The sequence below is a fragment of the Pseudomonas brassicacearum genome, assembly GCF_003732175.1.
GTDB classification, from domain to species: domain Bacteria; phylum Pseudomonadota; class Gammaproteobacteria; order Pseudomonadales; family Pseudomonadaceae; genus Aquipseudomonas; species Aquipseudomonas brassicacearum_G.
On the sequence record NZ_MOBI01000001.1, the window covers coordinates 150,897 to 167,093 of the forward strand.

The 16,197-nt window shown below is 57.3% G+C and carries 13 protein-coding genes and 1 pseudogene; 4 read left to right on the forward strand and 10 right to left on the reverse strand.

Going from position 1 to position 16,197, the window contains the following annotated elements; all coding sequences use genetic code 11:
* Nucleotides 1–70: 70 nt before the first annotated feature.
* Nucleotides 71–1,147, reverse strand: a complete 1,077-nt coding sequence (locus tag BK658_RS00760) for an ABC transporter substrate-binding protein (protein WP_054593518.1) — start codon at nucleotides 1,145–1,147, stop codon at nucleotides 71–73.
* A gap of 362 nt (nucleotides 1,148–1,509) precedes the next feature.
* Here BK658_RS00760 and phnR point away from each other — a divergent pair, with 362 nt between their 5' ends.
* Complete coding sequence (gene phnR, locus BK658_RS00765) at nucleotides 1,510–2,223, forward strand: phosphonate utilization transcriptional regulator PhnR (RefSeq protein ID WP_054593517.1); 714 nt, start codon at nucleotides 1,510–1,512, stop codon at nucleotides 2,221–2,223.
* Between the two features lie 468 nt (nucleotides 2,224–2,691).
* Here phnR and BK658_RS00770 read toward each other — a convergent pair whose 3' ends face one another.
* From BK658_RS00770 to minC, 8 genes are all read right to left on the reverse strand, one after another.
* On the reverse strand, nucleotides 2,692–4,848 hold the full coding sequence (locus BK658_RS00770) for a mechanosensitive ion channel family protein (RefSeq protein ID WP_123580277.1): 2,157 nt from the start codon (nucleotides 4,846–4,848) through the stop codon (nucleotides 2,692–2,694).
* 78 nt (nucleotides 4,849–4,926) lie between these two features.
* Nucleotides 4,927–5,103, reverse strand: a complete 177-nt coding sequence (locus tag BK658_RS29895) for a hypothetical protein (protein WP_173860023.1) — start codon at nucleotides 5,101–5,103, stop codon at nucleotides 4,927–4,929.
* A 175-nt stretch (nucleotides 5,104–5,278) separates the two neighbouring features.
* Nucleotides 5,279–6,568: a M18 family aminopeptidase gene (locus BK658_RS00775; protein WP_123580279.1), complete on the reverse strand. Its 1,290-nt coding sequence runs from the start codon at nucleotides 6,566–6,568 to the stop codon at nucleotides 5,279–5,281.
* A 97-nt stretch (nucleotides 6,569–6,665) separates the two neighbouring features.
* Entirely contained in the window at nucleotides 6,666–7,775 is a 1,110-nt protein-coding gene (locus BK658_RS00780; RefSeq protein ID WP_123580281.1) for a hypothetical protein, read from the reverse strand.
* A 47-nt stretch (nucleotides 7,776–7,822) separates the two neighbouring features.
* Nucleotides 7,823–8,458 carry an RluA family pseudouridine synthase gene (locus BK658_RS00785; RefSeq protein ID WP_018925180.1) on the reverse strand — a complete coding sequence of 212 codons (636 nt, stop codon included), beginning with the start codon at nucleotides 8,456–8,458 and terminating at the stop codon, nucleotides 7,823–7,825.
* Nucleotides 8,459–8,549: 91 nt separating this feature from the next.
* Nucleotides 8,550–8,804, reverse strand: coding sequence for a cell division topological specificity factor MinE (minE, locus tag BK658_RS00790; RefSeq protein ID WP_019693048.1), 255 nt, complete (start codon nucleotides 8,802–8,804; stop codon nucleotides 8,550–8,552).
* Nucleotides 8,804–9,616: a septum site-determining protein MinD gene (gene minD / locus BK658_RS00795; RefSeq protein ID WP_054593514.1), complete on the reverse strand. Its 813-nt coding sequence runs from the start codon at nucleotides 9,614–9,616 to the stop codon at nucleotides 8,804–8,806. Before minD ends, minE begins: the two co-directional genes overlap by 1 nt.
* Nucleotides 9,617–9,816: 200 nt before the next feature.
* On the reverse strand, nucleotides 9,817–10,554 hold the full coding sequence (gene minC / locus BK658_RS00800; RefSeq protein WP_054598158.1) for a septum site-determining protein MinC: 738 nt from the start codon (nucleotides 10,552–10,554) through the stop codon (nucleotides 9,817–9,819).
* 121 nt (nucleotides 10,555–10,675) lie between these two features.
* Here minC and BK658_RS00805 point away from each other — a divergent pair, with 121 nt between their 5' ends.
* Both BK658_RS00805 and BK658_RS00810 read left to right on the forward strand, forming a co-directional pair.
* Entirely contained in the window at nucleotides 10,676–11,608 is a 933-nt protein-coding gene (locus tag BK658_RS00805; protein ID WP_123580284.1) for a lipid A biosynthesis lauroyl acyltransferase, read from the forward strand.
* A gap of 48 nt (nucleotides 11,609–11,656) precedes the next feature.
* Entirely contained in the window at nucleotides 11,657–12,829 is a 1,173-nt protein-coding gene (locus tag BK658_RS00810; protein WP_123580286.1) for a patatin-like phospholipase family protein, read from the forward strand.
* Between the two features lie 146 nt (nucleotides 12,830–12,975).
* Here the strand turns inward: BK658_RS00810 and BK658_RS00815 are convergent.
* Nucleotides 12,976–13,623, reverse strand: a pseudogene (locus tag BK658_RS00815) (pirin family protein); the annotation flags it as partial.
* Between the two features lie 45 nt (nucleotides 13,624–13,668).
* Here BK658_RS00815 and BK658_RS00820 point away from each other — a divergent pair.
* Nucleotides 13,669–15,261: a recombinase family protein gene (locus BK658_RS00820; RefSeq protein ID WP_185019758.1), complete on the forward strand. Its 1,593-nt coding sequence runs from the start codon at nucleotides 13,669–13,671 to the stop codon at nucleotides 15,259–15,261.
* The last annotated feature ends 936 nt before the right edge of the window (nucleotides 15,262–16,197 follow it).

Below are 16,197 nucleotides of genomic sequence, written 5' to 3' on the forward strand. Positions count from 1 at the left end.
CTACTGTGGGAGCGAGTCTGCTCGCTCCCACAGGGATTCTCATCAGAACACCCCGTGGGGAGCTACAGCGTTATTGCATATTGATGATGACTTCTTCCTGCCACTTCTGCGGCAGGGCCTTGGAGGTTTTTTCCCAGGCATCGGCGTCGGTGATCGGCTTGGGCTTGGCGGCTTCGTATTGCGCTGCCGGGATCAGGTTTTTCGCGACATCAGCAGGTAGTTTCAGGCCCGTTTCAGCACGAATCGGACGGGCGTTACCGCGCGCCAGATTGATTTGGCCGGCATCGCTGAAGATGTACTCGCGGGCCAGTTTTGCGGCGTTCGGGTGCTTGGCGTATTTGTTGATGATGGTGGTGTAGCCGGACTTCACCGAACCATCGGACGGGATCAGCACGACGTAGTCATCCGGGTTGACCATCTTGGCTTTATAGCTCAGGCCGTTGAAGTCCCAGACCACACCGACTTCGACTTCACCCTTTTCCATGGTGGAAATGGTCGGGTTGGCCAGCGACAGGCGACCTTGCTTGGCGATCTCGGCGAACATCAGCAGTGCTGGCTGAATATTCTTTTCATCACCACCGTTGGCGATGGCGGCGGCCAATACACCGTTGGCGGCTTGTGCAGCGGTGCTCACGTCACCGATGGACACCTTGTACTTACCGGTTTTCAGGTCAGCCCACTTTGTCGGGGCTTCGGAGCCGTGGAGCAGCTTCTTGTTGACGATAAACGCGATGGTGCCGGTGTAGGCCAGTGCCCAGTTACCGTCCTTGTCCTTGGCCCAGTCCGGAACCTGCGCCCAGGTGCTTGGCTTGTACGGTTGAACCACGCCTTGCTTGACTGCGATCGGGCCGAAGGCGGCGCCGACGTCGCCGATGTCAGCACTGGCGTTGTCTTTTTCGGCGGCGAACTTGGCGACTTCCTGGGCCGAGCTCATGTCGGTGTCGATGTGCTTGAGGCCGTAGTTTTTGGCCAGGTCTTCCCAGGTACCTTTCCAGTTGGCCCAGTCATCGGGCATGCCGACGCTGTTGACGGCGCCTTCCGCTTTCGCAGCGGCTTCCAAGGCTTTTAAATCGGTATCAGCCGCCATGGCTGCGGTGCACATGGCGATGGTCGAGCCTAACAGTGATGCCAGGAAAAGCTGTTTCATCCGAAGCTCCTTTGGGCGTATTCAACGCTGCGCTTTTTATCTACGTTTGCGGTTGGGTTGGTCTAGGTCAGCAATACCTGAGCCAATTTAGGTGAGCTGGATGACACTTTGATGTCGGTATCAGGCGCGCTCGCATTCTTTTCGCTCGGTAGTGGTGGCTGCGAAGTAAGCGTAGACCATGACCAGAAGGCCGGTTTGCAAGGACTTGGCCGCTTATTTGCAATGGTCTGGATCAGCCGTTCGGCGGCTTTGTCATCGATCAGTCATATGTATTGCCTAGGCTTGCAATACGTTTCAGGACGCGTTTTTTGGCGCAGTCCTGCCCCGAAACAGTGCTGGTCTAGTCCAGATAGGTAACGTTGATGCGTGAAGAGGCAACGAAAGCGGTGACAGCCATCGGTCAGGTGCTCCAGGAGCAGATCGACCACGGTCTGCTGGCACCCGCGAGCAAGCTGCCGGCCGAGCGCAAACTCAGTGAGTTGTTCGGGACCACACGGATCACCGTGCGTGAGGCGTTGTTGCAGCTCGAAGCCCAAGGGCAGATTTATCGCGAGGAGCGGCGCGGCTGGTTCGTCTCGCCACCGCGTCTGGCGTACAACCTGATGCAACGCAGCCACTTTCACGCGATGGTCAGTGCGCAGGGGCGGGTGCCGTCGACCGAGGTAATTTCGGCGCGGTTGCAACCGGCGTCAGCGGCGGTGTGTGCCTGGTTGCAGCTGCCGGCGTTGTCGAGTGTGATTCAGATCTGCCGTTCAAGGCGCATTGATGGGCGGCTGGTTTTGTATGTTGAGCACTATTTGAATCCGCAGTTTTTTCCGGGGATTCTGGCGTTCGATCTTAATCAGTCGATTACCGAATTGTATGCGCGGCATTATGATTTGCACTATGGGCGGGTGCGCTTCGAGATTGTGCCGACGGCGTTATCGGTGGACGCTGCGGCCGCACTTCGGGTGTCCGTGGGCAGTCCGGGATTGCGGATTGCGCGGGTCAATTATGATCAGCATGGGCGGTTGATCGATTGTGATCTGGAGTTTTGGCGGCATGATGCGATTCATGTCGGGGTGGATGTGGTCTGAAACTGCTCCCGCAGTTGTGGGAGCCGAGCTTGCTCGCGATGGCGGCCTGATAGCCGACCCTTCTCTTGCAGGTGTACATATCCATTCCTGCGGTAACGGCGGCTTAGGGTTTCGCCCTGACGGCGAGTCCCTTTTTCAAACGCCAAAAAGGAACCAAAACGCTTCGCCCCAAGCGTACGGCACCTCGCTTAGGCTCGGCGTTCCCTCTCTCCGGTGCTCATCAGGGGGCATCGCCTACGGTCTGCTGCGCGACGACCTCCTCTCGATGTGTCCGGCTGCGCCGTACGGCGCTGCGCGCCCACCCCCTGATGAACACCTGCGCTCGGCCTTCCGAAGGGGCGGGTGGATCAAAAGCAAAGCACGGCGGCCTGCCGGCCGGCCTGAGTGGTAAGAGCGCGAACGGCTTTAGATCGTTCCCACGCTCTGCGTGGTAATGCAGCCCTGGATGCTCCGCGTCTGCTTTTTGCGTTATTCCTTTTCTAGACCGCCAGCTGCTGTCACTACTTGAATGCTCATGCGCGGCGTCGCCAGATCCAGTCCTGCTTCATCCAGATGGCGTTTGAGTGACAGGTTGAACGCTCTTGAGACTTCCCATTGTTTGATCGGCGCGGTCTTGAACCGTGCGCGCAGAATCGCGCTGCCGGATTCGAAACTCTCGACGCCCTGGATTTCCAGCGGCGACCAGATGTTGCGACGTTGTATCGGGTCGGTGCGCATTTTCTGGCCGACGTCGCGCATCAATTTGATTGCGTCATCGATTTCCATGTTGTACGGCACTGCCACGCGGAAGATCGCGTAGCCGAATTCCCGCGAGTAGTTCTTGATGCTTTTGATTTCACTGAACGGAATGGTGTGCACGATGCCGTCGATGTCCCGCAGGCGAACGGTACGGATGGTCAGGCCTTCGACGGTTCCCAAGTGGCCGCCGACGTCCACGTAGTCGTCGATGGCCAGCGAGTCTTCAATGATGATGAACAGCCCGGTGATCAGGTCGGCAACCAGCGACTGCGCGCCGAAACCGATGGCCAGGCCGATCACACCGGCACCTGCCAGCAGCGGCGTGACGTTCATGCCCATGTTAGCCAGGGCGACGATCAGCCCGATGATGAAGATCGCCACGAACAGCACGTTGCGAATCAGCGGCATCATGGTTTGCGCCCGCGCATTGGCTTGGCCTTTGCGTGAGCGGGTAAGGGCGTGGTGCACGGCGGTGTCGCTGAGGATCCAGATCAGCCACGCGAAAATCAGCGTACCGCCCAGGCTGAACAGTTTGACGCTGACTTCATGGCCTTCACCTTCGGTGAAGCGGATCAGCGACATGCCCCAGACCCGCAAGCCCAATTCGATGAACACCAGCCACACCGCCAGATGCGCGAGGGTATAGAAGAAGTTCTTCAGGCGCTCAGAATACAGCGCATGACGCTTTGCCCCGCGTTGCGGCTTGAGAGCGTGGCGGCGGACCAGGCCGTTGATGACCATGCACAACACCAGCAACACGGTGCAGATCAGTGATTGGCGCAGCGCGGTGCTGGTGTCGCCGGCGGAGACGAAGGTGGCGAACAGCGAGATTCCCACCAGCACCAGTGCAGGCAAGAACCAGAAGGTCCCAAGAATCTCGATCGTGTCGCTCAACGCACGACGGGTCAGTCGCCGCGACAGCGGCTGGTTGCGGATCAGGTGGGCAATGGGCCGGCGGAATCGCAGAATGAACAGTCCGGTGAAAATCGCTGCCAGCACATTGGCGATGGTCGCGGTGATGTGGGCCAGGTGAATCCCGAGGCTGGTGACCAGCCGCGGGTCGTTCAAGGCTTCGCCGAAGGCCGCAAAACTGCCGATCAGCCAGAGTGGGCGAAAGGCCTGGTGCCGGAGGATGTACAGGGCGCGATGGCGGTGCGGGCCGTCGAGCACGGAGAACGCGATCACGCAGATCGCCGAGAAGCAGGTGCCGACCACCAGTGCATAGGCCAGCACCATGGCGAGGTATTTACCCAGCGATGATGGCAAGGCGTAGCTCATGTAGACGGTAATCAGCAGCGCGATCAGCCAGGGGCCGAGTTTACGCAGGGCAAAGCGCAGCATGTCCCAGGTCTTGGGGTGTTGTGGCAGTTCTTCGGTCAGGCCGAAGCGCGTTCGGACGCGATGACCGAGCCAGATCAGTGCAGCGGCGAGCAGGCTCCAGAGCATCAGGATCAGGGCGAAGGCAAAGAGCATCGGCAGCCATTCGCTGGCCGGCAGCATCAGCGCGCTGAGCTCGTCCTTGGCCAGGTCGAACTCATCGGACCAGCGAGTGAGCGGGCTGTCGGCACCGGAAAACTGTTTTTCGAGGCTGGCCAGGGTGCCTCCGATCAAGCCGAGTACGCCTTCTTCGGTGGGTGTCTGGGCTTTTTTGCTGACGTCGCGCAGTTTCTTCAGGTCAGCCAGCAATCTGGCTCGTTGCTGATCGTTTTCCAGCGATTTGATCACTTCGTCCAGCGATTGTCCCAGCGGTGCGGTCGCTTCCGGTTGGGCTTTTGGTGCGCCGTTGAGCAGGCTCGGCAGGCCGACAGCCTGAGCAGGCGCCATAGGAAGCAGCATCAACAGGCAGATGAACAGCGTAGACGGCAGGGCAAAAAGACGAGCGAACACTAGGCGGTCAACCTCAACGGGTACAGGTCGAGCGAGTGTACGAGCGAGGCAAAACCAATGCGAGCGCAGTGAGTTCTTTTATTCGTTGAGCTTGGCGAGGATTTTGTAAATCACGGTGGCGAGGATCAGCAGCATGCCGATCCACATCGAGAGCACCCCGGCGTTCTTGTCACGAAAATTGAAGCCGATGGCCAGCAGGATCATTCCCGAGAGAATCGGAATGAGCATGGAGTTGAACACAGACATCGAGATCATGACGACAGCCTTGTCGGGGATGGTGATGTAAGTCTAGGTGGCTTTTGTGCGACGTGGGTTGATGAGGATCAGAAATGACTCGGTGGTGATTTTGAAAAGATCGCAGGCTTCGCCAGCTCCTACAGCGCTTGTATTCAGTGTAGGAGCTGCCGCAGGCTGCGATCTTTTCAGGTGATTACGGCAACTCGCGGCACGCGTAGAAAGCGCTCAGCACCTTGACCAGGTGCGCCAGGTCATGGCTGCCACACAGTTCGCGGATCGAGTGCATGGCAAACGTCGGCAGGCCGATGTCCACGGTACGCACGCCCAAATGGCTGGCGGTGATCGGGCCGATGGTCGAGCCACAGCCCATGTCGCTGCGCACCACGAAGCTTTGCACCGGAACTTCTTCGGCCATGCACAGATGACGGAAGAACCCTGCGGTTTCGCTATTGGTGGCGTAGCGCTGGTTGCTGTTGACCTTGATCACCGGACCGGCATTGAGTTTCGGGCCGTGGTTGGCGTCGTGCTTGTCGGCGTAGTTGGGGTGTACGCCGTGGGCGTTGTCGGCCGAGACCAGCAGCGATTTCTGAATGGTGCGGACGAACTCGTCACCCTCAGGCAGCAGACGACGCAGGGTTTGTTCGAGCATCGGGCCGTCGGCACCGCAGGCCGAGCAGGAGCCGACTTCTTCGTGGTCGTTGCACACCAGCACACACGTTTCATCGGTTTCTGCTGTCAGCAAGGCTTGCAGGCCGGCGTAGCACGACAGCAGGTTGTCCAGGCGCGCACCGGCAATGAAGTCGCCATGCAGGCCGATGACGGCAGCACTTTGGGTGTCGTAGAAGCTCAGCTCGTAATCGAGTACCACGTCGGCGTTAAGACCGTGTTCGCGAGCCAATTGATCGGTGAGCACGGCGCGGAAGTCCACTCGCTCGTCACCGGCAAATTGCGCGAGGATCGGCGGCAGTTCGGTCTGTGCGTTGATCGCCCAGCCCATGTTGGCTTCACGGTTGAGGTGAATGGCCAGGTTGGGAATGGTGGCGATCGGTGCCTTGAAGTCGATCAGCTGGCTTTCGACCTTGCCGTCGCGGCGAAAGGTCACGCGACCGGCCAGCGACAGGTCACGGTCAAACCAGGGCGCGAGCAATGCGCCGCCATAGACTTCGACGCCCAACTGCCAGAAACCCTGACGTTGCAGTTCAGGTTGTGGCTTGACCCGCAGGCATGGGCTGTCGGTGTGAGCGCCGACCAGGCGGATGCCATCGTACAGTGGGGAATTGCGGCCCATCTTGATGGCAACGATCGAGGAGTCGTTGCGCGTGACGTAGTAGCGACCATTGGCTTCGGTGGCCCAGGGCTCGCGCTCGTCAAGGCGCTGATAACCCGCCGCTTCCAGACGCTGAACAAGGCTGGCGGTGGCATGGAATGGGGTAGGGGAGGCCTTGAGGAAGTCGATCAGGCCTTGGTTCAACTCTTCGCGCATAAGTAGCTCCAGACAGCAGTGCCGCGAGTTTAACGTATTGGCTCGGGGCATTGGGCAAGTGCTTTGATGGCACTGTTATGAGGCAGGCTCGCTAGTTCTACTCGGATAGTCGCGTTTGCAGATACGCAATGATTGCTTGCTCATCTTCCGGTTTTGCTGGCTTGGGCAATTGTTTCGGCCAGTGGTCCTGGCTCAGTGACAAGAGCTTTCTCTTTTGGCTCTCGTCCCAGCGCAGAATTTCCCGAGACGCGCTTTCCCACCACTCATGTCGACAGACCGCGTAATACGGGTGATTGGGCGCGGCACTTCCGTACAGAAGATCGCGAGCGACTTTCCTCAAGTTTCCACGCTTATTGCGCAGTTTCCATTTGATTTGCAGGCGCCGCCAGGCTGAAGGGAACGGTTTGCTGCGAGGGACCTCGTGGCAAAGCTCGAGCAACTGCGGGCGGAACTGTTCGCCATGCCGGGCAAAGAAGTGCTTTTGCATGGCATGAAAGAATCTTTTTTCGGCAAAGTAGTGGTAGATGAACTGCTTCGCCTCCTGCACGGGTTTGTCGCGGATGGCGAATGACAGGGCAATTTGTTCGATTGTATGGATATCGAACGAGCCTTGAGTCCATTCGTCGATCAGCTTGATCGTCTCTTCCAGTAACGGCGTATCGCTGTCCGTGACGCCGCACAGACCACTGTTGTAAAGCTTGAAACTGTTGTCGGAGCTGATGCCATGGGCCTGCAGGCACGTGCCGAGCTTCACGTAGTCCGGGCGTTTGCAGACGTAGCTCCAGTCATACTCGAAACGATCCATCAGATACTGCTGAGGCTGAATTCGTTTGAGGATCAGATTGGGGTTTTCGAGGAACAGCGTGTCGGTATCAACGAACAGGGTTCTTTCGGCCAGCTTCAGCCCGGCAGCAATGGCACAGGCCTTGCGGCGATGGTGGTAACCGTTCTCGCCTTGCCATGAGGTCAAGGTCTGCTGATTCAGGGCCAGGGTTTCAACGGGCCAGCCGGCATAGTCTTCAGGTCTGTCGGTAAAGATCCTGATGCACAGGGACTCGCCTTTCCTGAGCTGCGACAAAGCGGTCAGAATACTGAATTTGGCTTCTCTGCGGTAAACGTCCTGGTCGCCATACACCAGGTACAGCAGCTGTTGCGGCGCTTTTGCGAGAGCGGTTGAGTCGGGGGCTTTATGCGTCACCGGTTCCATGTCCTTACGATTATCGATGGCTGCTGCGACGGGCTGCTCATTAGTGTTCAAAACGGTGCCGGGCACTCGAAGCGCAAGCGTTCGCCACTTTGCGGGTGGGTGAAGCTGAGCATGCTGGCGTGCAGGCACAGGCGCGGCCAGGCAGCCAGGGCTTGCGGGTGAGCGTAAAGCCCATCACCCAGCAACGGATGACCGATGGAGAGCATGTGCACGCGCAACTGATGCGAGCGGCCGGTAATCGGCGTCAGTTCCACCCGGCACCAGTCGCCGCAACGTTCCAGCACGCGCCAGAAGGTCAGCGCATGCTTGCCGAATTCATGGTCCACCACGTGGCGGGGTTTGGTCGGCGGGTCGTAGCGCAACGGCAAATCAATGCTGCCGCTGTCCAGTTCCGGCTGGCCCCAGCACAGTGCGGTGTAGGCTTTTTCGGTTTCGCGGTCGTGAAACTGCCGAGACAGCTCGCGATGGGTATCGGGGTCGCGGGCCAGCAGGATGATCCCGGAGGTTTCCCAGTCCAGTCGATGGACGATGCGCGCTTCCGGGTAGCCGTTTTCTTGCAGGCGGGTGATCAGGCAGTCCTTGTTGTCATCGGCGCGACCGGGCACGGAGAGCAACAGGGTAGGCTTGTCCACCACCAGTACGGCGGCGTCCTGATAGATGATGCGGATATTCGACAGCGGCATTAAAACAGCCTCGTAACAAACGCCAACGGCGGCTCAGGTCCTCTCCGTTGCTGGAAAGGACCTGAGCCGCCGTGGCTCCAGCCGGATCGACTCAGCGATCAGGCAGGGTGATATTGAGTTCCAGAATCGAGCAGCTGCCCTGGTTTTCCAGTGCGACGTGCACGTCATCGGACCCGATATTGACGTACTTGCGGATCACCTCGACCAGTTCCTTCTGCAAGGCCGGCAAGTAATCAGGGGTACTGCGCTGGCCGCGTTCATGCGCCACGATGATCTGTAGACGCTCTTTCGCTACCGACGCGGTGCTTACTTTTTTGTTGGCACGAAAGAAGTCAAAAAGATTCATTATCTACCTCCAAACAGGCGCTCGAAGAATCCCTTCTTCTCAACGTCAAGGAACCGGTGTTGCACGGTTTTGCCCAGCAGACGATCGACGGCATCGCTGTACGCCTGACCGGCGTCGCTCTGGTCGTCGAGAATCACTGGCACGCCTTGGTTGGAAGCCTTGAGTACGGCTTGCGATTCCGGAATCACACCCAGCAGGGTGACCGCCAGAATCTCTTTGACGTCTTCGACGCCGAGCATTTCGCCGTTGCTTACGCGCTCTGGGTTGTAGCGGGTCAGCAACAGGTGTTCCTTGATCGGGTCTTCGCCGTTCTCGGCGCGACGCGACTTGCTGGCCAGCAGGCCAAGCATGCGGTCCGAGTCACGAACCGAGGAGACTTCCGGGTTGGTCACGACAATCGCTTCGTCAGCGAAATACATGGCCAGGTGGGCGCCTTTCTCGATGCCCGCCGGAGAATCGCAGACCACGAATTCGAAGTCTTCTTTAAGTGCCATGAGCACTTTTTCCACGCCTTCTACGGTCAGCGCGTCTTTGTCGCGGGTCTGACTGGCAGCCAACACGTAGAGGTTTTCCAGGCGCTTGTCTTTGATCAGGGCTTGTTGCAGGTTGGCTTCGCCATTGACCACGTTAACGAAGTCGTACACCACGCGACGCTCGCAACCCATGATCAGGTCGAGGTTACGCAGGCCGACGTCGAAGTCGACGATGACTGTTTTGTGACCGCGCAGAGCGAGGCCGGTACCGATAGCGGCGCTGGTGGTGGTCTTACCCACACCACCCTTGCCGGATGTAACCACGAGAATCTTGGCCAAGGTGTTTCACCCCTAAGGAAAAAGGACTTTTAGCCCCTGAAAAACATCTCCTGAAAACTACTGCAGTCGGACAGCCTTGGCTGGAATCCGGTGTTCGGCGGGGTTTACCTCGGGTAAACGCTGCCTTGTGCCTTTTTCCTACTTCGTTTGAGCCGTTTTCGCTACGTTTTAGAGATGCTTGGAAAATGCGGCAGTATCCGTTAAAGCCGAATGATGTTCAACACGTCACCCGACAGGCTGACTTGTACACCGGCCCCCCACAGCGGATCGCGGCGCAGATCTTCGGAAACCTTGTAATGACCGGCGATAGAGAGTAGTTCAGCGCTCAATTGCTGACAGAAAATCCGTGCCTTGGAGTCACCCTTTACACCGGCCAGCGCACGACCGCGCATCGGTCCGTATACATGGATGTTGCCATCGGCGAGAAGTTCCGCCCCCGGGCTGACCGAGGAAACCACTACCAAATCGCCACCTTGGGCATAAATCTGCTGGCCACCACGTACTGGCGAAGTGATTATTCGGGTCGGTTTGATGGTCGGTTCAGGCGGTTTTTCCGGTTTTTTCCTGACTTCGCCTTCGTGCGGGTCCAGTGCTCGCTCGCGCGCGCCAGACGGCGGCAGCACCGGCAGGTCGACGGCAATGGCGGCGGCGATGTCTTCGATGCGACTGGCGCGGATGGCCAGCGTGCGCAAGCCATGGTGTCGGCAAACACGCATCAGCGCAGGCAGGTCGACCGCGCCTTCAGTGGCCGGGAGTTTGTCCAGGGCCAGCACCAGCGGCGCATTGCTGAAAAAATTAGGCGCCAGGGCGACCTTCGCAGCCAGCTGTCGGTCGAGGCTTTCGAGGTCATTGCGGGCCAGTTCCAGCACCGTAATGGCGAGCATGCTGCCCTTCAACTGGAACACGGGATCTTGGTCTAGCGGTTCGGTTTGGCTCATGGTCGGCATAAAACGGCTTGTCACTAAAAGTGCCGAGACTTATAACGAGAACGCCCGTAAGCCGCAAGCCGGGTCGAACCGATGTAGAATGCGCGACCTTGTTGTCTGTCCGGAATCGTTAATGGATCGCCCGCAATTTCGAGCTGCATTTTTTCATCCGCGTTTTTGGCTGCTATGGTGCGGTCTAGGGCTGTTGTGGCTGGTCGTTCAGTTGCCGTATCCGCTGCTGCTGCGCATTGGTCGCCTGCTGGGTAGCGGGATGTATCGGGTTGCCACCGATCGTCGGCGCATTGCCAAACGCAACCTGGAACTGTGTTTCCCGGAAAAAACACCTGCCGAGCGCAAGCGTCTGCTCAAGGAAAACTTCGCCTCGACCGGTATTGCCTTCTTCGAGATGGCCATGAGCTGGTGGTGGTCCCGCGCGCGCCTGGCACGCCTGGCCCATGTCGAAGGGCTGGAGCACCTCAAACAGGCTCAACGCGATGGCAAGGGTGTGATCCTGATGGCGTTGCACTTCACCACGCTGGAAATCGGCGCGGCGCTGCTCGGCCAGCAGCACACCATCGACGGCATGTACCGCGAGCATAAAAACCCGCTGTTCGATTACATTCAACGGCGCGGTCGTGAGCGGCATAATCTCGACTCGCTGGCGGTAGAGCGCGATGACGTACGCGGTATGCTCAAGTTGCTGCGCGCTGGCCGGGCCATCTGGTATGCGCCAGATCAGGACTACGGCGCCAAGCAAAGTATCTTCGTGCCGTTGTTCGGGATTCTGGCGGCAACCGTTCCCGCTACCAGCAAGTTTGCCAAGCTGGGCAAGGCGCTGGTGGTGCCGTTCACCCAGGAACGCCTGGCCGACGGCAGTGGTTACCGTCTGGTGATCCATGCGCCGCTGAACGACTTTCCGGGTGAAAGCGACGAGGCTGACTGCATCCGGATCAACCAGTGGGTTGAAAGTTGCGTGCGCAATTGTCCTGAGCAATACCTCTGGACTCATCGGCGTTTCAAGAGCCGTCCGCCCGGCGAGCCGAAATTGTATGCCAAGCGTGGTTGAATCCGTTTCGTCAGATTAGAAAAGCCCCAAGCACCATGGAGTGTTGCGATGAGTTCAGCTGAGCCGGTTACAGGCTTGATTCTTTCCGGCGGCGGGGCTCGGGCGGCGTATCAGGTCGGGGTGCTGGCAGCGATAGCCGAGCTGCTGCCGGCAGGTTCCGACAATCCGTTTCCGGTGATCGTCGGCACTTCGGCGGGAGCGATCAATGCGGTCAGCCTGGCCAGCGGGGCGATGGACTTTACCGCGGCCATCCAGCGGTTGACCGCGTTCTGGCAGGGCTTTCGCAGCGACCTGGTGTTACGTAGCGATTGGCCGGGAGTCATCAGCCAGGCGACTCGGTTTGTCAGCCACAGCCTGTTGGGGATTGGCGCAAAAGTACCGGTGGCGCTGGTCAACAGCTCACCGCTGCGCAATTTGTTGAACGACAAGCTGCAGCTGTCCGGCATCAATGAAGCCATCGCACAAAAACAATTGCACGCAGTCGCCGTTACCGCATTCGGTTATGAGTCCGGGCAAGCCGTGACCTTCTATCAGGGTGGCCGGAGCATCGATGCCTGGCTGCGCCATCGGCGTATCGGCGTACCGACTCAATTGACGGTCGACCATTTGCTTGCCAGTTCGGCGATCCCGTTGCTGTTTGCGCCCGTGAGGATCGGCAGCGAGTACTTCGGCGACGGTGCGGTGCGTCAGTCGGCGCCGATCAGCCCGGCCCTGCACCTGGGGGCGAGCAGGGTGCTGGTGGTGGGCGTCAGTGGCAACCCGCGCGGCGTTGATCCCGATAATCCGTTGCAGCGCACCTACACCGGTCAGCAACCCTCGTTGGCGCAGATTGGTGGGCACCTGCTCAACAGTACGTTCATTGACAGCCTGGAGAGCGACATCGAGCTGTTGCAACGCTTGAACGAGTTCAGTCACTTGTTACCGGCAAGTACTGCGGCCCGTAGCCTCGGCGTAGCACCGGTGGACGTGTTGGTGATTGCTCCGAGTCAGCCGATCGATGAAATCGCCGCACGGCATCGCCAAGAGCTGCCAGCCGCGTTGCGACTGTTCTTGCGCGGGCCGGGTGCGACCAGGACCAGCGGTGCCGGGGTGCTGAGTTATTTGCTGTTCGAGGCGGGGTATTGCGGCGAGTTGATCGAGCTTGGCCGCCGCGATGCCTTGGCCAAGCGCGAAGAGTTGTGCCGGTTTTTGGGGTTGGAAGAGCCTGCAATCCCGGCTTGATAACTGTGGCGCGTCCTTCGTCGGAACGCCGCCCGGAACAAGCCCGCTCCCACAGGAGATCATCGTCGACACAAATATTGTGTGCACAGCAGATCAAATGTGGGAGCGAGCTTGCTCGCGATAGCGTACTTTCAGGCGATAAAGAACTACGCAGTCAACCGATCATCGCGAAAATCACGCAATGCCTGTTCGATCTCCTCCCGGGTATTCATCACGAACGGCCCGTACTGCACGATCGGCTCACCCAGCGGTTTACCGGCAATCAACAGCACTCGGGCGCCGGACTCGCTGCTCAGTTGCAGCTCGCCTTCATCCGACAAACGGACCAGTTTGCTGGTGCCGATACCCTGGGTTTGCCCCGGCAACTCCACGCTGCCGTCATACACATAAAGCAGTGCCCGATGCCCATCCGGCAGTTTCGGCGTGATGCGGGTGCCGGCCGGTAGATGGAAGTCAAAGTAATACGGCTCGGTGTCTGGCCGTTGTACCGCACCGGTTTGCTTGACGGTGCCGTCATCGAATAGACCGGCGATCACTACCACCTCGACGCCTTGCGCGGTTTTCAGCCGTGGAATGTCCGCCGGCTGAATGTCCCGATAGCTGGCCGGATCGAGCTTGTGCTTGCCGGGCAGGTTCAGCCACAGCTGGAAGCCGCGCATCACGCCTTCTTCCTGCTCCGGCATCTCGCTGTGGATGATGCCTTTGGCGGCAGTCATCCATTGCACGCCGCCGCCTTCCAGCAAACCTACGTTACCCAGATGGTCCTCATGGCGCATGCGCCCTTCGAGTAGGTAGGGGCAATGCTATCATCAGTACCTATTGATCCTCTCGGGTGCACCATGCCTCAAGCCATTAGCTACGTTCGATTCTCATCAGGTAAGCAATCTAAGGGCTCAAGCCTTGAACGCCAGCAAGAAATGGTCGCCAAGTGGCTCCAGCTACACCCGGATTACCTCCTCTCATCTCTGACTTACCAAGACCTCGGCCGTAGTGGCTACAACGGTGCACATCTTCAAGGTGAACTAGGCCAACTTCTGGTAGGTATAAAGGAAGGATTGATACAGAAGGGTGACTGCATTCTGGTTGAAGCAGTAGACAGGGTGGGTCGATTACCAGCTCCGAAGATGCTTTCTATCTTTACGGAGATCGTTGGTGCCGGTGTGTCTGTCATCACCCTGGACGATGGTCAGGAGTATGACGAACAGTCCTTGAACAACAACCTATTGTTCCTACTGGTGGCTAAGGTTCTACAGGCCCACCAGTACAGCGAGACTCTATCAAGACGGATCAATGCCAGTTATGAAAAGCGCCGTAGGGAAGCCAGTGAAGGGAAGGGTGTCAAGCGACAAACGCCAATGTGGCTTACCACCGATGGTCAGTTACGGGAGGAAATTGCACCATTCGTTAAGCTTGCCTTTGAAGACTATGCCAGTGGCCTTGGTGAACGCCGAATTTGTCACCGTATCCGGGCTGGTGGGCACCCTGAGTTATCGAATATCAATGGAACTACAGTTAAGCGCTGGCTACGCAATCGCACCGCCGCAGGTTATTGGAACGACATTCCAAACGTATATCCCGCCGTGGTGGATAAGGAGCTTTGGTTTCGCGTGCAGTCTCGTCTCAATGGCAACGCACCTAAAGCCGCAGCGCCAACGAAATACCTTCTCACTGGTTTGGTGAAGTGCGGCTCTTGCGGACGCAACTTTAACGTTCAAAAAAAGCAGGCAGGGACTGGCGCTGTAATGCAATGCACCAGCCGTGCCCGTCTGACATCAGACGGCTGTGAAAATAATAGGAGCATCCCCAAGCAAGTGTTGGAATGGGTGAGGGTCGAGACGAGCATCGCTTTTGTGCAAGAGGGCTTACAACGTCAGCACCTGTCCGCCAGCCAGAAACGATTGGTTGAGGTGCAGGGGGAGCTTGAGGAACTGTCCAAGAGCATGAACACGCTTGTCGACACCTTGGCAGAGGTCGGACTAATCCCCGAAGTGCAGAAAAAGCTACAAGAGCTAAAGCAGCAGCGAGAAAGTCTGGAGTCTGAATGTACATTGCTGGAGCGCACCGCATCACCGGACACGCTCACAGATATTCACAATCTTGAGCATGATTTGATCACGAATGACGTTCTAAAACTAAACGCTTTGCTGCAATCAGTTGACTACACGATCACTTGTTACCGTGACGGGCTGATTACTGTCAGCGGCGAAACTTACCCCTACAAATATCTCGGCGTCAGTCGCAAGCGCCGGGCGTACAGAATCTTATTCCTAGGCGAAGAGCATTCCTTAAAGATCGTTACCCGCGAACAATTGGATGCTCTCAGGGAGGAGGGTTTGCTTCCGCCTATCCCACACAAAATTGAACATGGCGACGGCCCTGATGTTCTCACCCTTCTCATCAGTCAGAATCGACGCAAGAACAGTATCTACTGATCTCGGTGCCAATTGGACGCCACCTTAGGCTCAAAACTCTTCAAAACGGGTTGTTGTTAGGGGAAAATGGCCTCTCTAAACGACGATCTCTAAAAAGGGCTACTATGTAGCCTTTGGCGACTTCAACCCCTCACAAGCGCTTTAAAGCCGCTACTACTATTTTGAACAAAGTGCAACGTATTAGTTGAGGCTATTGGATTTGTACTGTAGAATATTACGCTCTTGTAAAATTTATAAGATCGGATTGTCCTTAATCAGGCTAAGTGGTCGGCTGATGCGGTGGATTTGTGCTTGCACATCTCTTCCTGCGGAACTGGCAGCAACAATCTTAAACAGCGACCTACTGTGAGATGGGACAGGTCGAAGGGTGAGCTTAAAGTCAGCACCCCCCCAGCAGCTCTGTTAAAGCTGTGTGAATGCTATCTGACTAGATTGGGCGTTATCAGTGTCCCAGTTCCGAAGGCGGCTACCCCTACCCGTGGTAGACCGTACTGAATCTGATGTTTGGATTCGATCTACCTCGCTCCCAATTTTGATGGCATCTAATGCTTCTACGGGTATGGAATCAGGCAGAACTTCAGGTTAAAGGCTCGTACCCGGTCTTAGGCAGAGCGCTTGCTTTGTATGGCCATGGGTAAGGGTAGCTTTTTACCGAAGTTCTCCTGCAACCCATTTTGATTTTATAAGCATTACAGATAAGTATAGTCTCAAACTCGTTTCAATCTGTAGTGATCGACTTTAAAGCATAAAATCAACTTTAACTACGTGCAGTACTATCTAGAATTCTTATCAATCAAACTGCATCCGACATTAGTTATAATAAACATATAAGCAATAACCAATTAGTCTTAATTAATTTCAGATAAAGTTGCAATTTGAAAGTTTACTGTGATATTATTTACCTATAAATTGAGTTAGCCTCTAATTTAGTAGCAC